The organism is Promicromonospora sp. NPDC057138 (genome assembly GCF_042670845.1).
Lineage (GTDB): Bacteria > Actinomycetota > Actinomycetes > Actinomycetales > Cellulomonadaceae > Promicromonospora.
The window spans coordinates 58,187-82,028 of the sequence record NZ_JBHUUX010000004.1; the positions used below are offsets into that span (position 1 = coordinate 58,187).

A 23,842-nucleotide genomic window follows, 5' to 3' on the forward strand; every position below is an offset into this window, starting at 1 on the left:
GTGCGGGCGTGGGCCAGGAGCGCCACTGCACCCCGTACACGGCGGCCGCGAGCTCACGGGCCCTTGTCGTCCTGAAGCCGTCGCGCGGCGCTGGCGATCCCTGCGGATTTCGGCGCGCGGGTCATGCCCCAGTCGGCTGCCTCATCAACGCGCGGTCGGGGAGTACCTGATGATCATGCCGCTTGCATCCCTGCTCATGTTGAGTTTCCAGCCGGCGCCCTGCACGGTGCGCCCGTCCCACTCGTACTCGAAGGTGGGACCGGGTTCCGAACTGAACGCATCAACGATCTCGTCTTTCGGGGCTCCCGTCGCGTAGCCAACGCACGCATCGACTTTCTCGGCCATATGGGCTTCCATCTCGGCGTCGGTCGCGCTGATCGTGACCGACGACTCGGTCACGGTAACGAATTCGTCCCAGCCTTCCGTATCCGAGCATTGCTCTCGTACGTCGTCTGTCGTCACGGCGGTTGGCGATCCGAATCCGCAGGCAGCGAACAGCGCCAAGGCGGCAGCGGCGACGACAACGCTCACGACCCCTCGCAATGGCGAACTGTCCATACGGGAACGGTACGCCCCGCCACCGCCGCCAGGAGTTCCTCACCGGGGCGGTTTTCAGGCCCCGGTCCCGACCTCGCGCCACCGCGAAACGGCCCCACAAACATGACACCCGAATAATCCAGGCGGGTGCGCACTTTGCGACGAGAACCGCAGAACCGTGCGATTCCCGACGTTGCCGGCGACGTCGGTCGGCGCTCCTCGAGTGCACCAGCTGGGCCGACGTGAGCACATGGCGAGCCGTGCCCGGTGAGCGCGAGGGCTCAGGGCCAGGGCCTCGGCTGGCGCTCGTGCGCTCCATCTCGGTCGCGGACCGCATCATCGGTGGGGTGAAGAACGCCTGCACGTGAACGAACCGCGCCTCGCGCCCATCACGGTTGAGCACGGCCGTGGGCAACGTCCAGAACGAGAGCCCCCCAGCCGAGGTTGTGCGGAGTGTCACCCGGCGAAGGCGATCGATCCGACGCCCGGCAGCGGCTACGAGTCCTGCCGTGCTCGACAACTGTTGCGATCTGGGGATGCCGCCGGGCCGTGAACCCACGACCCCGGGGGCCGTTGGGCGGCGCCACACGGGCCGGCGTCGTTCGGTTACAGGTCCGGGTACGGCTGGAACACCTGGTCGACGCGCAGGAAGGTGTCAGAGAAGTGTTCGCTACTGATGTCTCCGTTGAGCACCCCCGTGAGGAAGTCGGTGGTCGTCATGTCGAACCGCTCCCATTCCTCGCCGTCCGCGTTCTCGACGTAGATCGGATATGCATCAGGACTGGCGCCGGGCTCGGTGCGCCAGAACAGCATCTCGCCGTTCGCTGTGTTCGCCCACGCGGTCAGTCGCGCGTCGCCCTCCGGCAGGTCGGCGGGCCTGGTGTCGGGATCGTCCTCCCAGAAGATCAGGAGATCCCGGAAGACGCCGTCCGAGTCGAGCAGGTTCCGGCTCAGGTAGCGCTCGTCTGGCGCGAACACCCGGATGTAGTCGAACCACAGCCCGCTTCCTCCGGCGTCGACCAGTCTGCGGTAGTCCTCGGGGATCTGGATCTGGAGCCGGCTCTCGGCACCGTTCCAGTCGAAGGGCTCTTCGCGAGGGGTGAGGCGTCCGGCGTCGATCAGGTCTTCGAGGCTCATGGTCAGCTCCTGTTCCCGAACCGAAAACCGTCCGCGTTCTTCGGGAGGTTGCCCGCTGCCACCTCGTCGGAGAGCAGCGGCATGTCCGGCAGATTGTCGAGGGTGTAGTCCAGCTTGTAGCCGTTGGAACCATCGGCGCCGAAGTGGATCTGCGATGGGACCACGGCGTCGCCATCGTACTGAGGTGTGACCTTGTAGGCCACGTCTTCCCCACCCTCGACGACCTTCCGTACCTCGCGTTCGATGGCGCGCTGCCACGGGCTGTTCGACCGGTCGAACTGCGACACGAAGTTGGCAGCGTGGTCGTTCGGCCCTCCGAGCTGTGCCCCGTGCAGGTGACCTCTCTGGTGCGTGCCACTGACGTACCCCAACGGGTCGACCTGAGGATCGGTCTTGCCGCCGATAGAACTCTTGGTGAGCTTTGCATCGATCCCGGAGGGCCGGCCGAGGTCGTCAACCTTGTAGGTCCCGCCATTGATCTTGTACGTACTGTTCGGCTTCAGGGCCTTCGCGTGCACCGCGTTGTGGACGAGAACGGGTGTGTCGCCGGCATAGACGAAGTAGTTGTGGTGGGTCTCGACGTGGAAGTTGTAGACCGTCTCCACGTCCACCTCGGCACGGGTCTCGACCTCGATCGCATCGACGGTCACCGTCCCGTCCGGGGTGACGAGGGTGTCACCCACGTGGAGGAACGCTGCGTCGAGCCAGCCACGGCCCTCGACCATGAACGGGTGCTCCGCGGTCGTGGACACAACCGAACCGTTGATCGTGAGGTGGAACAGCGCGTTGGTCTGCCTTACGAACGTCTGCTCAACTATTTGCAGCTCGTCCATCCCGGTATCCAGGTTCCGGGCCCAGACCTTGTCCCCCACCCGGATGTCCTCGATCGGACGCTCGCCGTCCGGGGTGTGGATCAGGGTCCCGGCGACGAAGCACTGGCCGAACCCGAACTTGCACCACCCCTTCTTCAACCCCTGCTTGAACGCACCCTTCGCCAACCCCTTCGACAACCCCATCGCAGCCTTCGCCGCACCACCCAGCCCGATCACCGACAACGCGGCACCGGCGATCGCGATCCCCGCCTCGGCCCAGGACCGCTCACCCGTCGCGGCCAGCGTGATATTCGCGACCGCACTGACTATCGCCGCCACCGCCGCTATGACGATCAGCACCCCCGCCAGCGCCGCGCCCACGACCGGGATGAACGCCACGATGATCGCCAGGATCCCCGCGATGGTGGAGATCATGTCCGCGATATCGGCGATCGCGGCAACGAGCTTGGAACCCCAGTTGTCCCACCAACCATCATTCAGATCATCCGAGCTGGTGATGTCCTCGATCCGGTCGACCGCATGTTCTGCGGCCCGGTCCCGGTCCGACACAGCCGACTCCACCGTGCCCCGCGCCGTGCTGATCGTGGAGGACGCCTGTTCGGCGTCATTGCCGGCCTGATCAGCCTGCCGCTGGTACTCCGCCTTCTCCGCATCGTCCTTCGCCGAATCGGCCAGCTCCTGCCACCTGCTCTGTGATCCCGACGCCGACTGCGCCTCGTCCTGCGCCGTCCTGGCCTGCTCCAGGGCGGCCAGCGTCTCGGACTGCGCCCGCTCCAGAGAGCTGGCGTACCCGACAAGTGCCTCACCCGCGGCCAGATACCGCGAATGCGCCTTACGGATCTCACCGATGGTGTCTTCCTTGGCCTCCATCAGCGAATCCACAGCCTGCGAGATCGTCCCCGCCACATCAAGACGCGACATCGCCGAGGCGGCGTTGTCGATCGAATCAGCGACCTCCAGATACTCCTGCCCACCCGAGAGGACCAGCACCGGATCCCCCGGCGTCGGATCCGAGTCCAACCCCACCGGCGACCAATCAGACGGCCTCATCACGCCCCACCCCCACCTGTCCGACATGAGCGCTTTTCGCCCGCATGGAGCCTATGCGAAAGACACCCCCGATCGCGGACACTCCGGACTCTTCACCACATGCAGCATCAGCAACACGAGCTCGCAGATCGTCACGCTCGACCAGCGGAGCGACATACCCGAGCAACGCCAGACCAGATGGGGTTCGAAATCGCCGGCCGAGGACGGCCGACGCGGCGAGGGCCGCCCGAGTGGTGTCAACGGAGCATCGGGAATCGCTCCAGTGGCCGGGAGGCTCGGTCTGCACAGGGTGTTTCAGGTGGTCCTTGAGGGCGGCGAGACCTCCATCGGATGCAACTCAGGACGTGCACGCACGAATCGCAGGAGGTGGCGAAAGCTTTGTCCGTCCCAGCCCACGTCAGCGCTCACCTCGACCACGATCGGCTCGACCAGGGTCAGGTCGACGACCTCGCCCCGAGCGGCATTGAAGCGGGACAGCGCAGCCCGTGGCACCTGCGCCGGCCATGGATGCTCACGAGCCGGCGGCCTGAGCCACGGCGCCAGCGCCGTGTACGCAAAGGAGGGTAAAAACGGGTGCGGGTCAAGTCCTCGATCCACCACCACCAGCCATACACCCGACAGGCGCAGCGCCATGTCAACCGTATGTCAATCGAGGAAGAGATCGCCCGGCCCTCGGTAGCTCAACTCGACGCCTGGTCCGTCAGGGAGCCATCGCGCGTGAAGTATGCCCACCCTGGCTGGGTTGAGCGCAATCCCAGCGGTGCCCAGAAAGTCGTTGCTCGGAGACCAGAGATCGACTGTTCCGCTCGAGCCGTCCGTCACCCGCAGCCAGCTGTCGACCGGTGGTCCGGCAGCGGTCCAGACGACGTTGTGGAGCTGCACCTTCTGCTGTCGCCATCGACGGCGCAAGGTTCGGGCGGTGCGGCGGGTGAACTGCAACCACGCCTCGTGAGACCCAGGAGTTGGCCAGCTCGGCAGACTCGTTAGCACAGGACTGAGCTGAGCGATCCACTCCCGCATTGACGCCACCGAGTCGAACTCCACCGCGGTCTCCTGAACAGCGACGATGGCAGCGACACGGTGATCGAATCCAGCACGGATCAAGATCGAGGCTGGGGCCATCAGAGTGCCGGTTTCGACCGCTGTCGTTGCCGATCCATCCAGGTCCGCGGCCACAAGGTTGCCCTGTGCCGTCTCATAGACGCGAGCCGCTTCCATTCCCCACACCAACTTGTAGATCAGATTCGACTCGATGAATTGGGCAACGGCGACCCGAGCACCCGGCCCATCCGATTCCAATTCCCCCAGTGGTCCGCCGTTGACCCAATGCGCGAGCACGTCTCGCCAGTTTTCCAATGGGGACTCGGGCTGGAAGGTAGCTAGAGAGAAGACCGTGGAGGCGATCTGCTCAAGACGGACGGTCGCGGTCGCGTCGTCTCCTTCGGCGATTGCTGTTTCGGCCTGGTCGGTCAGTTCAACGATAATGCTAGACACTCCGCCGAGTTCTCGGCCGGCGTTAGCGCCCAGGCCTGCCAAATACCAGCCGCGTCGCTGTGCTGCTGTCGAGGAAGCCCAGATGAACCGGGCCCGGGTGGTAGCTGTCTCTCGCAGTGCGCTAGCGAGGTCCGCGTCAAGGCGTCGGAGTTGCCGTTCCCACAAGGAGTCCTTGAGTACGTCGGCGATCAGCTGAGTGATCTCGTCCGGGTCGGCATCGTCGTCACCGACGATGCTGAGGATGCCTGCGTCGAGCAGGGCCAGGTTCGATTGCCAGTCTGCGGCTGCCTCCTGTTGCAGCGCCGGCGCCTCACCCTGCACCACGGGCAGCGTCCAGTCCCAGCCGCCGGTGAGATAGTCGAGGAAGTGCTGCACTTGATTGGATCCGAGCGTGGCGACAACACGCTGGATGAGGGCGATGCTCACCTCGATCAGCCCTGACCGCAGCGTTTTTCCGGCGTCTCCATTGGATAGCTGTAGCCAATCGCTCCGTCGGCCTTCTCGTCGACGTCTGTTGGGCTCGAACAGGGGATACAGCACGAGTCCTTCAGTGTCGACGAAGGCACGGCCAGCCCGGCCAATCACGTTGGCGAACTCCGAGCCAGTCAACATCGTCCGGCCGCGGCGCAGCCCGTGGAACAGCACCGCGGAGGCCGAGAGATTCAGGCCTTGCGCAAGAGTCGGCGAGGCGACCGTGACCTTGACGAACCCCTCGTGCAGGAGTCGTTCGACCTCACGGCGGAATGGTCCGGGCAATGCGCCATGATGAATCGCGACACCCAGCTCAAGACATTTCAAGATCGGATGATCCGCCCCGAACCACTCAGCGCCAACCACCAGGGCGGTGGATAGATCGACTCCATCTGGCAGAACCGAGTCAATGAAACCCTGTCGATGGAGCTTGAGGACCTCGCGAGCGTAGGGCTCGACCGAGTTTCGTTGGGGGCAGAAGACCAGAACCGTCTGCCCCTCCCCGACCAGGCGCCACGCAGTCGCGATGACGAGCTCGCGCTGGTCGGAGGGGAAGGGCTTCTGTCGGGGGCGGGAAGCGGCTGCTGCTTCCAGGTACCGAGGGATGAACGGCCGATCCTCGCCAAGAGTGATCGACAGCCGAGCGTGATCACCACGCCACTCCACCAGACCGAACCGTTGTTGCGTGGGACGCCACTGTTCGCGATGCAGGCCGCCCGCGGCGTCGTCGGTGATCCAGGCGACGAAGTCGTCCAGGTCATCGCCAGAGGGGAACACCGCCGACAAACACACGATTCGGCGGGAGGCGGCGTCTGAGCGGCGCAGTAGTCGCTGGATCTGGGCTTCGTATCGGACTTCGCGCTCGGTCGGTCCGATCATGTGGCCCTCGTCGAGCACGATCAACCCGACGTCGTCCAGGATGGTTGGGTCGGTCCTGAGGGCGAAGTCGAGCTTTTCCGGGGTCGCAACGACGATCTGGCTCGACAGGAGAACATCCTCATCGACGTGGCTGACGCCCATGCTCCCGTACAACGACGAAACCCGGGCCCCGAGCGGCCCAAACGTACGGTCTAGCACCTGCTCGGTCTGGGCCGACAGAGCCCGGAGCGGCGTCACGTACACGACACGTCGGCCCTGGGCCAGGCACGACAGGATGCATAATTCGGCGATCCGTGTCTTGCCCGCGCTCGTCGGTAGCGCAACGACGAGGTCGTCGTTTCCGGCAAATACCCGGTCGACCACGTGCAGCTGGGAAGGCCACAGGTCGATCTCCGAACGACTGCGGGCGAGCAGGTTTGCAATGAAAGTGCGGCGCAGATAGCGCCACCGGCCTTCCCGTCTGGTGTCTGCGATATCCATCGGCGTCCCTGCCACCGGTGGTGGCTGAGTCGGCAGATGCGCAGCAATACTGGTCTGCGCCAGATCACCCAGCAACCGCCGAGTGAGCCGGTAGACCCACCATGGTCCCGGCATTCTCATGTCGTAGGCCGCGCGCTCACCTATCGCCAGATCGCTCAGTGCCGTCGTCAACAATTCCGACTGGCGATGTGCCAACGCGAACATGGCAGCAGAGACCGCTGACATGTAGTTCTCGCTCAGCAGGAGCGAGACCGGACCCAGGCCTTCCGCGGGATCGTCGTCCTCCCCACCAGCCACGTGGGCGGTCTCGGCGGGTTCGAGGAGTGCGGCCAGCACCGCATCGTCAGTCAGCGCAGGTGACGTCCTCAGCCGTCGAGTCCGTTCCTCGACGTCGTCCAGGGAGCGCATCACCAGATCCGCGAGCGTCTGCTCCATCGGCGTCAGCCGGCCGGACTGCCGGCCGGTCTGAACGAGCGAGTAGGCGCGTGCCGCATAGCCCGCCAAGTGGCTGGCGACACCTGCTATCAAGCGATGAAACGCGAACTCCTCAGCACCCGAGACGTTCCTGGTTGCCGCCTCAAGCGCGTATGAGGCGTGGATAAGGCCTTCACGTACGTGGTCGCTATCCCCGTCGCCCAGGACAGCCTGCAGCGGTGCTTGCAGTTCGGGGGCCTCGAGGATCCGCAGGCTGGTCGAGATCAAGGAGTAGCCGTAGTTAAGGAGGTCGTTGTCCAGAAAAGTGTCGAATGACGGCGCCCCCTGCGGCAGCAGCCCGTCACGGCGGATCATCGACTGCGCCTGGCCCCTGGCGAGAAGTCGGCCTCGGAACTGGGGAGCGACCGCCGCCCCGAGTTCCTCCGACAGCGCTCTGAGATCACGCACCATTGGCGATCGCCTGCTCGAATGCAGCGCGGATGAACTCCTGATGACCCTGCACCCGCAGGATCACTGCTCGTTGCAGGATCTCTCCCGAGTAGCCGGCTAGATCCGCCACCACATGGTTGCTCGGGTCGTTGCCAGCGAACAGGAACATCAGATGGGTGACGCTTTCGGGCCTTACACCCTCCGTGAGCAGAGCCTGGAGGATTGCATCGCCCAGTTCCTCGTCAACCGTGTGCAGCAGTCGTTCTGCGAACTGCGTCAGCGAATGCGCCGACGGCAGCCCTTCCTCCCGCTGAAGGCTCTGTCGGGCTTCCGCGACGACTGAGGCTCGGGCTTGCGCGCGGCTCTTGGCCTCACCCTTGACGATCAGTACGCGTGTCCCGGAGTCAAGTCTGGCGCCCAGCACGTCGTCACCCCGCATCGCCCAATCCTGATGGTCGCGGTGTATCAGACGACTGGGACCAACGACGTACCCGCAGTCCTCTTCGAGATAGGCGCTGGCGAGGATCTCGCCCAGGTCACCCGAGCGTGCGCCTGGTTTCTGGGGAAACTTCTTCCTCAGGAACTCCGACACCTGCGGCTTTCCGAGCCGCTCGGCGATACGCGACAGGGACGCGGACTCGGCGTAGCGGCTAGGCAAGTCTGCGGCGATAGAGCCGACGCCGACCGCATCGTCGACAGACACGAGAACGCCAATAGTGTGGGACCCGACCAACGTCGTCCTGACCGGCTCGCACCATTGGTCATAGCTCGTCACGCGGCTGCTCTCGATCTACGCCGCGCCGCAGCCTGGCGGGGTCCCCCTCGGTCCATACTGTGATCGTCGCACCGCAGTTCACCAATCCGCCAGGTAAACGACGCCAATCACCCGGTATTGCTCCGGAACCCGAAGCAAGTGCTTCTGCCCTATGGGCACTGCGCTTAAGCGCGTCCAGGGGATCGTCGCCAACACCACGCACCCGCGCCCGCACGCCCACATCGTGCTCCGGACGCGTTGAGTGGCGGCTGAAGACCGCACGGTAGTCCGCAGCAACGAGAGCAGCCGCGAGCGTCGTCCCGAGCACGACGCCGAGCGCATGTTCGGGAAGATCTAGGGCGCTGGCGGTTCCACGCTCCCCACCTCGGTGTCAGGACGGACACGCACGAATCGCAGGAGGTGGCGGAAGCTTTGTCCGTCCCAGCCCACGTCGGCGCTCACCTCGACCACGATCGGCTCGACCAGGGTCATGTCGACGACGTCGCCCCGAGCGGCATTGAAGCGGGACAGCGCGGTCCGTGGCACCTGCGCCGGCCATGGATGCTCACCAGCCGGCGGCCTGAGCCACGGCGCTAGGGCACGGCGGGCTGACGGCGACAGCGGCGTGGTCCTTCCCACGATCCGCAGGCGTCCGTCGATCGAAAGCCCCGCGACAACCTCCTGCGGGGCTGATCGTGTGCCGATCACCGCACCACAGACGACGTCGACAGTCTCGCGATGCTTGATCTTGAGCCAGCCGCGCTGGCCAGCCGGGTAGGGCTGGGCTCCGCCCTTGACCAGGAGGCCTTCGATGCCCACGACCGAGTAGGTCTCGAACCACTCGATAGCGACCTCCCGATCCCCAGTGACCGGTGAGAGGTTCAATGGCGGCCGCCAGATGGCGGCGAGCTGCTCCAGGAGCTCGCGACGGTCGTCGAACCGTAAGGGCCGAACGTCACGGCCGGCGCACGCCAGGACGTCGAACGCGGCATAGGACGCGGGGTGGCCGACGGCGTGCGCAGCGGCGCTGCGAGGACCACGTCCCATGCGTGTCTGGAGAGACGAGAAGTCGAGACGGCCGGAGGACCAGATCACCACCTCGCCGTCGAGCACCGTCCCGGGCGCGAGCTGGTCGACGCATGCCGACCTGATCTCCGGAAACGTTGTCGACAGGTTGGTGCCGCGGCGTGACCACAGGTTCGCGCCACGCTGGTCGCACGTGACAATCAGGCGAAAGCCGTCCCACTTGGGCTCGAACCTGCACCCGCCAGGCAGCGCGCCCGCATGCGGAATCTGCTCGACGGCGCGAGCAAGGGCCACCTGAACCGGACCCGCAAGTCCGGGAGGCAACGTTGCCGACATAGTCCAACCGTCGCCCGGCGCCGACCACGCCGCACGCCAGGCGCTGACCAGCATCGTTGCCACCGTTCGGCTCCCCCGACATACAATCGAACACATGTACTACCGTCGTGCGGTCTGGGAGGCGTGATGTACGCCCTCTCGCCACGCCCCACCAGCACCGCCACCATCAGCCCCACCAGCACCAACGCACTCCGGGTCGCGCCAGTCTCCGTCTCGTGCGGATTCCCCTCCCCCGCCCAGGACTACTACGACGGCCCGATCGACCTCACCGACATGCTCGTGGAAGACCGCGCCGCCACCTTTATCGTGCGCGCCGCCGGCGACTCCATGACCGAGGCCGGCATCAGCGACGGCGACGAGCTCCTCGTCGACCGGTCCAAGACACCCCGCCACGGCGACGTCGTCGTCGCCGTCCTGGACGGCGAGCTGACCGTCAAGCGCCTCGAACTAGGCCCGCGAGGCGTCGTACTCCGTGCCGAGAACGCCCACCACCCCGACATCACCATGCCCGAGCTGTCCGACCTGCAGCTCTGGGGAGTGGTCACCTACTGCATCCACCACCTGCGGGGGCGCAGATGATCGCGCACGTCGACGTCAACAGCGCTTATGCGTCCTTCGAGCGGGTCTTCAACCCCGCCCTGGAGGCCGTGCCCCTGGTCGTGCTGTCCAACAACGACGGCATGGTCGTCGCGGCCTCCCGCGAGGCCAAGGCACTCGGCCTCGACCTGGGCAAGCCCTGGTTCGAACTGCGACCCACCGCGGCCCGGTCGGGCGTCGTCGCGGTGTCGAGCAACTACGAGCTCTACGGCGACATGTCCCGACGCGTGATGGAGGTCCTGGAGCGCTTCACCCACGACCTCGACGTGTACTCGATCGACGAAGCCTTCCTCACGGTCGACCGGCGCACCGCAGCCGACCCCGACGCGATGACCCGGCTCGGACACGACATCAAGGACGCGATGCGCAGCCTGCTCGGCTTGCCGGTGTGCGTTGGGATCGCCGAGACGCGCACGCTGGCGAAGCTCGCGAACCGGGCTGCGAAGAAGATCGACGACTTCGATGGCGTGTGCGTGTGGCCGGCCATCGACCCTGCCTGGCGCGAGAGATTGATGCGGGCACTGCCGGTCTCTCAGGTCTGGGGCATCGCCTCGCGCCTCGAGCGACGCTTGGGCGGGCACGGCGTCCTGACGGTCTGGGACCTGGCCACCGTCGACCCGGCGCACATCCGCGCATTACTCAACGTCGTCGTCATGCGCACCGCCTTGGAGCTGCGCGGGGTCGCGTGCATCGGGCCCGAGGAGGACCACACCGGGAAGAAGCAGCAGATCATCGTGTCCCGCTCGTTCTCCGAGAAAGTCACCTCCACCGTGACCATGCGGCAGGCACTGAGCATCTACGCCCAGCAGGCCGCAACCCGCCTGGTCAAGCACGCCCAGGTCGCCCACACCCTGACCTCGTTCGCCGGCACCAGCCACTGGGCTCAAGACAAGCACCACCCCACGGTCGCGGTCCGCCTCCCGTTCCCGACCGCCGACCCCGTCGAGCTGACCCGGGCGGCACACCGGCTCTTGCCCCAGATCGTGGAGGGCGCCCGGTACGCACGTGCCGGACTGCTCCTCACCGACCTCACACCCGCCGGTGCTCAGCCCCCCTTCGAGATCTTCCGCTCCCCGCACGAGGACGCCGGCATCGCGACCCTCATCGACCGAGTGCAGAAGAAGACTGGCAAGGACTCGCTCGGGCTCGGCTACGCTGGCTTCCGGCCCGGCCCGTCATGGCAGATGAAACGCGCCATGCTCACACCCCGGGCCACAACTCACTGGGCAGAGCTCACCACCGTACGGGCGTGACGCCGGGGGCCCGCCCTGCGAAGACGAGTGGCAAGCAAGCGCTCGGGCAATCATCACGCCCGTCGACCCGCCTGCCCCTGCAAATGAGAGCGTCCTGGCACAGGGACAGCACGGCTCGCCGGGTTGCCGAACCCAGGCGTGAGCGCAGCTACTCCATCTGGCGAGCGTGCTCGACATGCTCGGGCGACCGTGCAAGGCCTTCGACCAATGCTTCGCTTGAAGCATCCTCGACCAGAACGGCCGAGCCGAAGACTACTCGCCCTCATCAGGAAACCTGATCACCCAGCCGTGAATGCGCTATCTTCGCGTACCCGCCGGGTCCCGTCGTGCTGCACGGCGCGGGATTCCACGCCGGAAGTTGCGGTCGTCCGCTTCTCACAGCAGTGCTTGTACTTGCTCCCCTGACGCATTTCACAGGGACAGGGTCCGTTCCTCCTGGGCCGCACGACGTTCAGCGATAAGACGCCGCCAACGACGTTGTCGGCGCGGATCGCCCGTCGCAGGTACGTGCTGTCCTGCTGGACCATCCCCTGTAGATTGCGCCCGACCATCAGCATGAGTTCCCCGCGAGCCGCCGTCTCGTACCAGTCGGGGGTGAAGTTGAGCGGCGTGCTCGGCAGAAGGTCACCGGCCGAGTTGCTGACCACAAGTTCGTTGTCGTTGAGTTCAGCCCAGACCTCACCCTCATCGAAGGTGGGCAGGCCCGTCAACGGCAGTGATCGATCGGCCTCTTCGTCCTCCTGGAACCGAAGGTTGATGAATCCGGCTTCCCGCAGGCGGCCGAGGAGGAGATCTTCGATGGGTCCACCGTCGAGCGAACCGAAGCCGTTGTGCGCATCGATGACCACGCCTGCTACCTCTCCTTCGTCGGTCTCGAAGAAAAGGCACTCCGCCTCAAGCCACCACGTGAGCGGTTCGCCGTGGACGTCGTCGACCTGAACGACGTGGGAACCGGCGCACGAGGGGTGTGACAGGCGGACGATCAGGTCCTCGGACGTGGCGTCGCTCATCACGATGATCTCACCCTCACCTTGCTCGTCGATCAGGAGTCCGCAGACCACGCAGCGCTGCCGGGACTGCGCCAGGCTTGCGATCATCACCTCGAAATCGACCCCGCGCATGGCCGCACGGACGCTCGCCGAGATATTGATTCTCCTCACACCAACGACGGTTGAACTGGGCAGTGGGCCCTCGTCCAGCGGACCACTACCACCTGATCGAGCGAGAGCGTCCGCTGCGATTCCCACACGCGGGTCGATGGTCAGTTCTGTGCCCATCAGGTCGGCGATCCCGGGGTTTCCGCGCCCTGGGAACAGGTCACGGTGAACCGCGTCGAGTAGCCGGAGCGCGTGGGCGGCTGACGTCCAGTTGCCGAGATCGTGGTGCCTCCGGAAGCCCTCTCTTGCGTGCTTGATGGCCTCACTGTGGTCTGTCACCAATGCGTAGGATCGTGCGAGGTTCAGGGTCGCTGCTGCGAGTGCGTTCGGGTCGTCGAGCTCGCGTGCGAGGGCAGCTGCTTCCATGTACTTCGGGATCGCCTTTTCATGTTCGTCTTTCTGGGAGTGATAGACGCCGAGAGCGTTGTGCAGGCTCAGTTCCAGCGGCCGCATTTTCAGGTCGGTGGCAACGCTCAGGATGCGGATGGCGTCCTGGGTCGCGTGCTCGTCGGTGCCCGTCTTGATCCTGCAGATGGCGGCCATGCCCTGAGTCGTGGTCAGCACGTGCACGTCCCCTAGCTCGGCGGCGAGTTCGGCCGCGGCAGAGTAGGTCGTCAGTGCTTTGGCCCATTCTTTGTTGCGCGCGTGCGCACCGGCGAGCGCTGTCCGGCAGTGGAAGGTGTTGTGCTCGTCTCCGGATCTCTCTGCTTCGTCAAGCGCTGCCTTGAGGATGGTGGCGGCTTCGACGTGGAGGGCGCGCCGCGAATAGAGGATGCCGCGTGCGCGTAGCGCCCCGATCCGGGTGCTCGGTGATGTGGCATCCAGGTCTGCCCCGGTCACCGCGGTGAGGAGTTCTTCACTCTCGCGCCACTGCCCGGCGTCGACCAGAGCCGCGGCAAGCGAGACCTTGAGACTGTTGATGGCGCGTTGGTCGTCGACGGCTTCCAACTGGTCGAGACCTTCGGTCAAGAGGGCCACGGCCTTCTGGTGCTGGCCTAGGTGTCCGAGGTATTCGGCGCTCACCTGCTGAACGTCGGCAACGACCAGTGGGTTGCCGGTGCTCCGGGCCATGTGTTGCGCCTGGGTGATGTGGTGCTCTGCTTCGTCGTGGTGCTTTGCGCCTCCGAGGTACTTGACCAGGCGGGCCCGGATGAGTGCGGCGCTTTCATCGTTCCCGATCCGATGTGCCAGGTCTGCGGACTCGAGAAGGTGTGCAATGGCCGCTTGCGGGTTCCCACGAGCCGATGCTTGTTGACCGAGCCGCATCAAGACATCCACCTGGCCTTGCACGTCGCCGGCGTCGCGATAGATCGTCAGCGCATCCTCCAGCGCCCGGGACGATTCGGTGCCGCGCTGGTTGGCCGGCCCCAGATCCGACAACGCCGTCAGGGCCTCTGCTTCCCGCAGCGTGTTCCCGAGGGCTCGTGCTCGCTGTAGGTCTTGTAGGACTGCTTCGGTTGCCTCGGCCGTGCGCCCGACGCGGATCAGCAAGGCACTGGATGACCCGATGTCGGCGCGGGCGACCTTCTGTGCTAGCCGGGCGCTGTTGTCTAGGTACTCCCTCGCCTGGCTGATTCTCCCGAGCCTTAAGTAGCACCGCCCGATGTTTCCTAGAACGGTCGCGAGCATCGAGTCGTTCTTGGTGATCCGCCAGAACGGCAGGTCTTGGCGTAATGACTCGATCGCTTCGTGCGGCCGACCCAGGTTGGCGGCGAGAGTTCCTGCCGATGTGTGAGCCAGATATAGGAAGTACAGGTCGTCTGCTGCTCGTGCCACGTCAGCACACTGTTGATACAAGTCCGCCGCGGTTGCGCTGTCGCCGCGATGGGCCGCGAAATTGCCGAGGTTATGAAGTGCCGTCGCCTTCCATTCGGGGTTGTCGAACTGGTCACCAGCCTCAAGGACGCGCTGGTAGACAGCATCCAGGGCGGTCAGATCGCCGGCATTCCACAGGTACGCTGTCACGTTCGACGCGAGACGAACCAATTCGCCCCACAGCCTGAACTCGTATGCCCGCTGGACCATGGCAACCATTCCCGGGCGGTCGGCTTCCAGTTCGCGCAGGGCCGTCGCGTTGCCACTCGCTGGAACCGTGGCCTGCGCGTCCAGGAATCCGATCGACCGAGTTAGCCAGTCCGCACGGGCAGCGAGCATGACGCATGATCGCCGAACGATCGCCTCTTGTTGCCCCTGTTCGAGGCCTGCCGACTTCAGCCTGGCGAAGCTGTGCAGGATGGAATGAAGAACGTACCGGTCATCGGCTGTCTGCTCGATGAGGCTTAACTCGAACAGCGAGTCCAGGACTTCTGCTGCGTCATCGATGTCGGAGTGCTTGAGCTCGTCGGGCGGGACGCTCGCGGCTGCAGCGATGTCCGTGGTGATTGACATGTGTGGCAGGACACCGAGCTGGAGGAGCATCTGCTCCTGTTCTGGAGGCAGCGATTCCAGTGCGCGCTCGAGAACGGGCTGTAATGCCATCTGGCCCGCTCTCAACACCCGCACACCACGCTCGGGTGTCGTGATCTCGCGCAGATAGCGATCAGCGTCGACTTTCGGACGGCGCACGAGATGGGACGCCGCGACTTGCAGGGCAAGCGGATGCCCGCCGCATGCTTCAGCCAACGCGGAGGTCTGCGCGTCGGTCAGCCGTCCATTACCGACGATCGACCTGACCAGTTCTCGCCCATGCTCCACTGGCAGTGCGCCCAGCTCGATAGCACGCACCGAGGCGGTCAGACCACCGAGCCGGGCCTGGCTGGTGCACACCAGGGCGAATGGGCCCTCCATCCGGAGAACGTCCAGCAAGGCGTCCTCTGAAGCGATGCCGTCAACGAGGATGAGGACCCTGCTCGTTGACAGGACCTTGCGCAGCGCGTGGGCCTGTTGAACGCGATCGTTCGCAAGTATCTCAGCTTCGGGACGCAAGGTGCTCAGCAGTGCCTGCGTCAGATCTCCGGTTCCACCGCTGGCCCGTATCAGTGCGAGATCGACGTGGAACTGGCCGTCCGGAAACCGGTCGGCTGCGAGCCGCGAGATCCGCAGGGCAACCGCGCTCTTCCCGATACCTGGAGGCCCCGTCACTACGATCGCCCGCCCCGCAGAGCCGCCGTCATCCTCAAGGGTATGTCGTCCCGCCAAGATCTCGGCATCCCTGCCGAACAGATCCCTCACCTCGCGCGGGAGTCCGCCCGCGCCGGTGTCACCGAGCGCCCCATGCTGGGACAGCCGGTCGTAGAGGCCAGCCAGTGCGTCCCCGGGTAGCAGGTCAGGTAGGTGCACCTTGCGCGCATCTGCGTTGATGTCCAGCAGTCGCCAGATTTTGTCTCGGTGCCAGACCTGCCAGTCTCTGATCGGTAGGTCTAGGTCTGCAACGAGTCTCGTCATCGCTGTATCGACCTTGTCGATTCCACCTACTCCCGACGCGGGCGTGAGCGCGACGTTGGTCGCAATGATGAAGTGGTCGGGAGGCGCCCCCAGGCGAACACGGCTGGCTTCAGGGTCAGCCCACATCCTCAGCTCCCTGCCGAGTTGTTCAATCAACCAGTTCGCGTCGTCGGGGTTGTTGCGCGGATGCTCCCGGAACTTCACCTGTATCACCGTGTAGCCCGACCACGGCGCATCTGGCGAGGGGAAGTTCGTCAGGCCATGCACCGTGGCATCGCGCCCACCATCGGGTCCGGCCCCGTAGACCTCGACACCTGGCCCGAACTCACGCAGAGCGAGCGCCTGGCAAAGTTTCTCGAACTTTGTCGCGCCGAGGCGGTCGAGGTCATAGTCAGCAGCCATGAGGAGGATGGTGCCGTACGCCACTGACACTCGCGGGCGCGGGCGCGGGCGCGGGAGATGCCTCTCAACTCGCACAGATCGCTCGACGCGCCATCACTGGTCGCTTGCGTGCTCGAACTCAGCGGGTGCGACGACGATCCTCCCGGCGAGCGCGAGGTCACGATTCACTGCGCGGAACTCCTAAGCGAACCGAGGCGAGCCGCACAAGCACACGATCTGTGGGAGGGCTGCCAACGAGACCTCCTTCTAGTCGTTGAACCGCAAGCGCACCGTCGAACGGGCGGGAAGCACATGGGTACCAGTCGATGTGGTCACGACGATCTGGGGCTCAGCACTGATGAAGTCACCGAGCTCCTGGCCGTTTGGACCCTCGATCGGGATGCCAGCGTGGTGCTCGGCAAGGCTCATCGCCAAGATCGCGTCCTGGCGCTTGCGCTTCGGCGCCTCCACGACGTCAGGTCCGCAGATCTGGCAGCGCTTGTATCGCTTCCCGAGCGATTCGAGTTCCTTCCGGGTCAGCACCTGAATATCGGCTGGCTTCGGAAAGACGCCGCCTTGCGGGTGCCAGCGGGCCTCTGCCCACTCCGCCATACGGTCGAGCTTTCGCCGCACATGCGGGCAGGTCAACGTGTGTACGCGCCTGTCGCCGGAGTCGGGCCGGTTCAAGAGGAATTCAGCACCAGCCGTGAGCGCTGCATCGACTTCGGCCTGCTGATCCCTGGCCGTGCGCTCACGCCACACCTCAAAATCGGCTCGCTGCTGCTCGTAGGCTGCCTCGATTTCTGCGGCGCTGATCGGCGAGTCGCCTACTGAGGACAGGTTGTGGAACGTGGTCACCGATGCTTTCTAGCACCGCCGCGTCACCGGCATCTCGACAACGCGCCGCCCGGCCGGGCTGAAGTCTCATCGCTGCGCGCGGCACGCGAGCAACCGACGCTCGTCCGCATGCCGACGCAACAGGTGGTGGTCACTCAGTTCCCCTTGTCGGTGTCAGGTTGCAGGTGGCTCATCGGTCAGTACGCCGCTCCGTGCCGTTCGGACGGCGAGCACGCTCTCGCTCGGAGGCGGTGGCGGTGGCGGGAGCTTTGGGGGGTGGCAGGTCTCCCGCCGGCTACAGCAGGTCGAACAGGGTCGGGCCGACGGCGGTGGTGGCGATCGTCGTGCCGGCGGCGTGCCGGAACTCAGCCAGAGTCGCGCCCCTGGGGTTGAGGGCGGTCGCGAGCTCGACCAGGAGCCTGGCGGTGACAAGGGCGTCGTAATCGGCCCGGTGGGCCCTCATCCCGGCCGGCAGCCCGGAGGCCAGGTGGTAGTGCTCGACCAGCGCGCCTAGACCGTAGGAGGGCAAGCCGAGGGCGTGACGGGCGAGCCTGAGCGTGTCCAACGCGAACGGCGGCTCCCAACCAGGCAGGACCCGGCGCAGGACAGCCAGGTCGTTATGCACCGCGTGCCCGACCGGGATCGCATCACCCAGAGCGCCAAGGACCTCCGGCACGATGTCGTTGATGCTCGGTGCACCCGCGACGTCGTCGTTGCTGATGCCGTGGATCTGGCGGGCGCGCCACGTAATCGGTGTCGGCGGCTGCACCAGCCACGCCTGAACGTCGCCGATGACACCGCCTCGGAGGGGCACGACGGCGAGCTCGACCAGCTCCGGTGGCTGTGCGCCGTTGCCTTCAATGTCGATTACGACATAGTCGGCCGCGGTCCAGGGCTCACCCAGTGTCACGCTGCTTACTCCAATGGTTAACCGGTTGGCTTCCGTTCCTGAGCAAGGTGAATGCGGCACCGGGCTCGCTTGTCTGTGACCCTACGTCGGCGTATTGACCAATGCGGGCGTCAACTGCGACGCATTCTGCAGAATGCGTCGCAGCAGATTGCCAGAGTGCGACGCCCCGCTCTTGTGGCCCGCTGCGGCTGCTGGTGCGGTTACGCCCATGACTTCTGCTGCACCGGCACGCCACGTACTGGACCCGACCGGGGCCGATGTGTTCGGCGAGATCGAGAGGTTCCGGGCCGAGGGCCCGGTGGTGAGGGTCGAGATGCCCGGCGGCCTGCTGGCGTGGGTGGTGCTCGGCTACCCCGAGGCCGTCCAGCTGCTCAAGGTCCGGACCAGGAACCCTTTGGTGTCCAAGGACGTGACGCACTGGGCCGACTTCGTCGCTGGGCGTGTCCCCGAGGACTGGCCGCTGCTCATGTGGGCCGTGCGTGCGGGCATGTTCACTGCCGACCCGCCGCGGCATCGTGACCTGAAGTCCTGGGCTGCGCCGGCGTTCGCGCCCCGCAGGATCGCGCGTCTGGCCCCGAGGATCGAGCAGATCGTCGCCGACCGTCTGGACACCCTGGAACCCGCCCACGCTGCCGGGCGGGTCGTCGATCTGCGGGCCGAGTTCTGCCTCCCGGTACCGATCGAAGCCATAGGTGCGCTGCTGGGCGTCCCGGACGACCTCGCCAACACTTTCCGCCGTGGCGCGGACGCCTTGTTCGACACCGCCATCACACCGGTCGAAGCGCAGGCCCGGTTCGGGGCACTGCTGCAGGCGATCGAGACGATGGTCGGCCGCAAGGAGAGCGACCCGGGCGTGGACCTGACCAGCGACCTGGTCAAGAGCCTGCACAAGAAGGAGCCCTACACCCGCGAGGTCCTGCTGGAGACGGTGCGGCTGATGATCGTGGCGGGCTACGAGACCACGGGCAACCTGATCGACCAGGCCGTCCTGGCCCTGTCGACCCACCCCCAGCACCTCGCGGCGGTCCTGGCCGGAGAGATCTCCTGGGACGACGTGATCGACGAGACCCTGCGCTGGGCCGGCCCGGCCGCGAACCTCCCCGTGCGGTTCGCCGCCAAGGACTTCGAGCTCGGCGGTGCCGAGATCGGCGAGGGTGACGCGATCCTGATCTCCTACGCCGGCACCGGCCGTGACCCGCGCAAGTACGACCAGCCCGACGCGTTCGACCCGACCCGGACAGTCAAGGACCACCTCGGGTTCGGGCACGGCACCCACTACTGCCTCGGCGCACCCCTGGCGGTCCTGGAAGCCAAAGTCGCGCTGCCCGCATTGTTCGGCCGATACCCCGACCTCGCATTGGCCGAGGACCCGGGCACCATCCCTGCCAACCCGGGGTTCATCACCAACGGCCACGGCCGCCTCCCGGTCCAACTGGGCACCGCCACGTCTTGACCGCCCCGTCGGCGGCCGTGCCCCCATCGATGGTGGACACGGCCGCCGCCCGCCGCGGCGGAGTGCACTGGCACTCCTGTAGTGCTACCGGCTCCGGTCGGTGAATTCCCCTCTTTTTCTTTCTGCCTGGGTCTTGTGTGCCCTGGTCCCGCTCTTGAGGAGACTTACGTTGTACGGCACCGTTGATGAGCGCCTGGACGACCTGGCCGCCAACCCCAGGCCCGGGCTGCCGATGCTTGCCGCCGCGACCATGGCCCCCGACCCTGACGCGGTCTACCGCACGTGGCGGGCGCAGTGGGGGCCGGTCGTCCCGGTCGAGCTGTCCGACGGCGTGCTGGCCTGGCTTGTGCTCGACTACGAGGACATCAAGCAGGTCCTGATGAGCTGGTCCATCTTCAGCCGGGACGTGCAGCAGTGGGCGGCCTTCCAGGACGGGCGCGTGGCCCCTGGCACGGGGCTGCACGCGTTCTTCTCCCCGCGCCAGAACGCCTTCTACACCGAGGGCGACCGGCGCGCGCGGTTACGGAACGTCGTGGACGACGGGTTCGCCGCGATCGACGAGACCAAGCTCGTCCGCGATGTACGCGCCGCGTGCCGGGCACTGCTCGCCCAGATCGCACCCCTGGGCCACGCTGACCTAGTCGCCTCCTACACCGCAGCGGTCCCGTCTCTGGCGGTGGCGGCGATGTATGGGTTGCCGGCTCACCTGGCCGACCGAATGCGCCAGTACGCCACCGATATCTTCTCCAACACCCCAGCGGCCGTGCCGGCTTTCGTGGGCCTGAATACGATGCTCGCAGAACTGATCGCCATCCGGCGCAGGGACCCGGGCGACGACCTGCTCTCGGCGATCGTGCACCACGAGCACGCCCTGGACGACACCGAGCTTATGGACACCGCGCAGATGATTCAGTCCGCCGGACACGAGATGTCCGTGGCCTGGACCACCATGACCCTGGTCCACCTGCTAGGCGACCGCGACTTCGGCACCCGCACCCTCAGAGGCCGCCTCGGTGTGGACGAGGCCCTGAACACCGTCATGGTCCACCAGTCCCCCACCTGGCACACCCCCGCGAGGTTCATCACGGGTGATACCGAACTCGGCGGGCGGGCGCTACACAAGGGCGAGGCGATCGTGTGCGCGGTCGCGCACGCCACCAAGACCGAGCACGAAGGCGCCGACTTGTGGGAGGCCTCCACCTCCCGCGCCACCCTCGGCTTCGGCACCGGCGTGCACCGCTGCCCCGCATCGCGCGTCTCCCGCATCATCACCAAGACCGCCGTCGCGGAGGTCATGCGAGGGCTGCACACACTGAAGCTGGACGTCCCGGTCAAGGACCTCCCCTTCGTGCCCGGCCTCTGGGCCCGTTCCGCCGCCACCCTGCCGGTCACTTTCGAACCGACCCACCTGCCCGACCGTACCGACCACGTTCTGGTCGGCGTCTGACCGACCGGATGCCGCCCGGTCCAGGCCAGAACACCCCAGCACGGGCGGCCGCACGAGCACGCCCCTGCGACCGCCTGCGCGGCCTCCCCACCCGACTTCCGAGAGGAATCCCTCCATGCCCGCCACTCGTCACCGACAGTCCGCGACCGCTGCGGCGGCCGCCGTCTCCGCGCTCCTGGCGCTGGCCGCGTGCAGTGCAGGGCTCGACGGAAACGGCGGGGTCGGCGCCCCGTCGGCCGATATCAGCGGGCCAGGCGAGGTCCTGACCGAGGGCGGTCGGCTGCTGGTGTGGGCCTGGGAACCCACCCTGAGCCAGGTCGTCGAGGACTTCGAGGCCGCCTACCCGAACGTTGATGTCGAGCCGGCCAACGTCGGCACCGGCAACGAGCACTACATCGCCTTGCAGAACGCGATCACTGCCGGCTCCGGCGTACCCGACATCGCCCAGGTCGAGTACTTCGCACTACCGCAGTTCACCATCACGAACTCGCTCGCCGACCTGACCCCCTACGGGCCGCAGACCTGAGCCGGACCTTCTCCCCCGGCACCTGGGACGCCGTCACTTCACCCCCAGCTGGCCGCCACACCGATGCGGGCGACACGGACGGCGACACCACGGAGGGCGCTGAGGCGGTGTACGCCCTGCCGATGGACTCCGGGCCGATGGCCCTGTTCTACAACCAGCGCGTCTTCACCGAGGCCGGCGTAGCCGTACCGACCACCTGGGAGGGGTTCATCAGAGCCGCCAAGGCCATCCACGCCCACGACCCGGACACCTACATCACGGCGGACAACGGGATCAGCACCTTCACCACGTCGATGATCTGGCAGGCCGGCGGCCACTCCTTCCGGGTCGAGGGCACGAACGTAGCCGTGGATCTGGCTGATCCCGGCACACTGAAGTTCGCGGGCATGTGGCAGCAGCTCATCGACCAAGGGCTGGTCGCCGGCACCCCGGACTGGTCGGACGAATGGTTCCAGGGCCTGAGCGACGGCACGATCGCCGCGCTGGTGACCGGCGCGTGGATGCCGGCCAACCTCACCACCGGCGCCGCCCCAGCCTCCGGCGACTGGCGCGTAGCACGCATGCCGCAATGGACGGAAGGCGCCAACCAGACCGCCGAGCTCGGCGGCTCCGCCCTCGCGGTCACTGAGGCGAGCGCGAACAAGGAGCTCGCGTACGCGTTCCTGAATTACGCGAACATCGGCGACGGCGTCTCCACCCGCCTGGACGCCGGAGCATTCCCTGCCACCATGCGAGACCTGACCGACCCCGCCTTCCTGGCCCAGGAACCCGACTACTTCGGCGGGCAGCAGATCAACAGGGTCCTGGCCGACTCCGCCACCCACGTCCTGCCCGGCTGGCAGTACCTGCCCTACCAGGCCCACGCCAACAGCATCTACCCCGACACCGTCGGCCAGGCCTACACCGGCTCGACCTCACTCGCGGACGGACTCATCGACTGGCAGGACTCGATCGCCGGCTACGGCAACGAACAAGGCTTCACCGTCACCACACCGCACAGGTAGGCGCCCCCCTCGCGCCTGGTCGGCCGACGGCGGCAACCTGCCGTCGGCTGCTCGCCCCCCGGAATTCCCGACAGGCAGCGGACTCCATGCAAGCGACCTGTCTCCTGGTCGGGAAAGCAGGCCGGCTGCCGGGCCGGGAGTCTCGTGGCGAGCAGCCGGGTCGCCTGATCCGCGTCATTGAGTCCAGGCACGCCAGAACGGTCCGCCCGAGCCCTCGATAAGCGCTTCTTTGAGTGCGACGGGACGTAGGTCGTGACCGACCAGGTCGTCGGCGGCGACCCATTCTGTCTCGCGGTTCCCGGTGTGATCGGCGCTGTGGGAGTCGCTGAGCCGAGCCTCGAACACCAGCGTGATCGCATGATCGGCAGCGTCAGCCCGCGCGTGGTGGTGCTCGACGCCGCCGACGAACCCGATGATCGTGGACAGCAGACCGGTCTGCTGCGCCACATGACCGACCAGCGTGCTCTGGACGGGGTTCCCGGGCTCGATGCGCCCACCAGGCAGCAAGGACCATCCCGCCTGGTCAGGGCGGAGCACAAGAATCTGGCCGCTGCTGCGGATCAGCGCCCGAGCAGTGAGCAGCTCACCGAAACGCGCAATGCCCACCACGGATGCGTCGTTCCGCCGCGCCTCTGGCTCGTCGTTCGACTCCACCACCGCAGCCGAAGGACCCCGCTGGGTCCGGACGAATCCGAGTTCCTGGTCTGACTCAGCTCCCAGAATGCTCCGAAGCGCCTGGCGGTACAGCTTGCCCGGCCATCGGACCTCTCCGCGTTCGTACCGTCCGACCTCGACCCCCCGCAGCCCACCGGGGCGCCCGGTCCGGGCACGGACGTACTCGTTGACCAGGGCCGCGAGCTCCGATCGCGACATCGGCTCTCCCGAGCCCGATGGCGACGGCATCGCCACGCGCCTCGCCCGTAGGTGCTCGTTTCTCATGTACCACCCACCGTCCGGTTCCGCCCTCCGCGGTCGCCACGCAGGCACGGGACCGAGATCATCGCGGCTGGCCCCTTGAGCGGAGTGCGTCCC

Annotated in this window: 18 protein-coding genes; 7 read left to right on the plus strand and 11 right to left on the minus strand. The window is 66.4% G+C overall.

Annotation, left to right across the window (positions count from 1 at the left end):
• Nucleotides 1-144: 144 nt before the first annotated feature.
• Nucleotides 145-531: a hypothetical protein gene (locus ACFT2C_RS04235; RefSeq protein ID WP_377205754.1), complete on the minus strand. Its 387-nt coding sequence runs from the start codon at nucleotides 529-531 to the stop codon at nucleotides 145-147.
• A gap of 248 nt (nucleotides 532-779) precedes the next feature.
• Here ACFT2C_RS04235 and ACFT2C_RS04240 point away from each other — a divergent pair, with 248 nt between their 5' ends.
• Nucleotides 780-905, plus strand: a complete 126-nt coding sequence (locus ACFT2C_RS04240; protein ID WP_377205755.1) for a hypothetical protein — start codon at nucleotides 780-782, stop codon at nucleotides 903-905.
• Between the two features lie 238 nt (nucleotides 906-1,143).
• Here the strand turns inward: ACFT2C_RS04240 and ACFT2C_RS04245 are convergent, their stop codons facing one another.
• The 6 genes from ACFT2C_RS04245 to ACFT2C_RS04270 all read right to left on the minus strand — a co-directional run bounded on the left by ACFT2C_RS04245 (nucleotide 1,144) and on the right by ACFT2C_RS04270 (nucleotide 9,915).
• Nucleotides 1,144-1,674, minus strand: coding sequence for a hypothetical protein (locus ACFT2C_RS04245; RefSeq protein ID WP_377205756.1), 531 nt, complete (start codon nucleotides 1,672-1,674; stop codon nucleotides 1,144-1,146).
• A gap of 2 nt (nucleotides 1,675-1,676) precedes the next feature.
• Nucleotides 1,677-3,584, minus strand: a complete 1,908-nt coding sequence (locus tag ACFT2C_RS04250) for a polymorphic toxin-type HINT domain-containing protein (protein ID WP_377205757.1) — start codon at nucleotides 3,582-3,584, stop codon at nucleotides 1,677-1,679.
• A 267-nt stretch (nucleotides 3,585-3,851) separates the two neighbouring features.
• Nucleotides 3,852-4,190 (minus strand): hypothetical protein, encoded by a 339-nt coding sequence (locus ACFT2C_RS04255; protein ID WP_377205758.1) that lies wholly within the window; start codon nucleotides 4,188-4,190, stop codon nucleotides 3,852-3,854.
• A 12-nt stretch (nucleotides 4,191-4,202) separates the two neighbouring features.
• Nucleotides 4,203-7,670 (minus strand): DEAD/DEAH box helicase, encoded by a 3,468-nt coding sequence (locus ACFT2C_RS04260; protein WP_377205759.1) that lies wholly within the window; start codon nucleotides 7,668-7,670, stop codon nucleotides 4,203-4,205.
• Between the two features lie 85 nt (nucleotides 7,671-7,755).
• The gene (locus ACFT2C_RS04265) at nucleotides 7,756-8,520 is read right to left on the minus strand and encodes a Hachiman antiphage defense system protein HamA (RefSeq protein ID WP_377205760.1); all 765 of its coding nucleotides are present in this window, start codon (nucleotides 8,518-8,520) and stop codon (nucleotides 7,756-7,758) included.
• Between the two features lie 333 nt (nucleotides 8,521-8,853).
• Nucleotides 8,854-9,915 (minus strand): ATP-dependent DNA ligase, encoded by a 1,062-nt coding sequence (locus tag ACFT2C_RS04270; protein WP_377205761.1) that lies wholly within the window; start codon nucleotides 9,913-9,915, stop codon nucleotides 8,854-8,856.
• A gap of 72 nt (nucleotides 9,916-9,987) precedes the next feature.
• Here ACFT2C_RS04270 and ACFT2C_RS04275 point away from each other — a divergent pair, with 72 nt between their 5' ends.
• Both ACFT2C_RS04275 and ACFT2C_RS04280 read left to right on the plus strand, forming a co-directional pair.
• Nucleotides 9,988-10,440 carry a LexA family protein gene (locus ACFT2C_RS04275; protein ID WP_377205762.1) on the plus strand — a complete coding sequence of 151 codons (453 nt, stop codon included), beginning with the start codon at nucleotides 9,988-9,990 and terminating at the stop codon, nucleotides 10,438-10,440.
• Entirely contained in the window at nucleotides 10,437-11,711 is a 1,275-nt protein-coding gene (locus ACFT2C_RS04280; RefSeq protein ID WP_377205763.1) for a Y-family DNA polymerase, read from the plus strand. The genes ACFT2C_RS04275 and ACFT2C_RS04280 overlap by 4 nt, the downstream gene beginning before the upstream one ends.
• A 278-nt stretch (nucleotides 11,712-11,989) precedes the next feature.
• Here the strand turns inward: ACFT2C_RS04280 and ACFT2C_RS04285 are convergent, their stop codons facing one another.
• The 3 genes from ACFT2C_RS04285 to ACFT2C_RS04295 form a co-directional block, all read right to left on the minus strand.
• Nucleotides 11,990-16,654 (minus strand): NB-ARC domain-containing protein, encoded by a 4,665-nt coding sequence (locus ACFT2C_RS04285; RefSeq protein WP_377205764.1) that lies wholly within the window; start codon nucleotides 16,652-16,654, stop codon nucleotides 11,990-11,992.
• Between the two features lie 246 nt (nucleotides 16,655-16,900).
• Complete coding sequence (locus ACFT2C_RS04290) at nucleotides 16,901-17,491, minus strand: hypothetical protein (RefSeq protein ID WP_377205765.1); 591 nt, start codon at nucleotides 17,489-17,491, stop codon at nucleotides 16,901-16,903.
• Nucleotides 17,492-17,765: 274 nt separating this feature from the next.
• Nucleotides 17,766-18,380: an exonuclease domain-containing protein gene (locus ACFT2C_RS04295; protein WP_377205766.1), complete on the minus strand. Its 615-nt coding sequence runs from the start codon at nucleotides 18,378-18,380 to the stop codon at nucleotides 17,766-17,768.
• Nucleotides 18,381-18,588: 208 nt separating this feature from the next.
• Between ACFT2C_RS04295 and ACFT2C_RS04300 the strand changes: the two genes are divergently transcribed.
• From ACFT2C_RS04300 to ACFT2C_RS04315, 4 genes are all read left to right on the plus strand, one after another.
• Nucleotides 18,589-19,833 carry a cytochrome P450 gene (locus tag ACFT2C_RS04300; protein WP_377205767.1) on the plus strand — a complete coding sequence of 415 codons (1,245 nt, stop codon included), beginning with the start codon at nucleotides 18,589-18,591 and terminating at the stop codon, nucleotides 19,831-19,833.
• Between the two features lie 169 nt (nucleotides 19,834-20,002).
• Nucleotides 20,003-21,280 carry a hypothetical protein gene (locus ACFT2C_RS04305; protein WP_377205768.1) on the plus strand — a complete coding sequence of 426 codons (1,278 nt, stop codon included), beginning with the start codon at nucleotides 20,003-20,005 and terminating at the stop codon, nucleotides 21,278-21,280.
• A gap of 115 nt (nucleotides 21,281-21,395) precedes the next feature.
• On the plus strand, nucleotides 21,396-21,806 hold the full coding sequence (locus ACFT2C_RS04310; protein WP_377205769.1) for an extracellular solute-binding protein: 411 nt from the start codon (nucleotides 21,396-21,398) through the stop codon (nucleotides 21,804-21,806).
• Nucleotides 21,803-22,810, plus strand: coding sequence for an extracellular solute-binding protein (locus ACFT2C_RS04315; RefSeq protein ID WP_377205894.1), 1,008 nt, complete (start codon nucleotides 21,803-21,805; stop codon nucleotides 22,808-22,810). Before ACFT2C_RS04310 ends, ACFT2C_RS04315 begins: the two co-directional genes overlap by 4 nt.
• Nucleotides 22,811-22,984: 174 nt before the next feature.
• Here ACFT2C_RS04315 and ACFT2C_RS04320 read toward each other — a convergent pair whose 3' ends face one another.
• Nucleotides 22,985-23,464, minus strand: coding sequence for an NUDIX domain-containing protein (locus ACFT2C_RS04320; RefSeq protein ID WP_377205770.1), 480 nt, complete (start codon nucleotides 23,462-23,464; stop codon nucleotides 22,985-22,987).
• Between the last annotated feature and the right edge of the window lie 378 nt (nucleotides 23,465-23,842).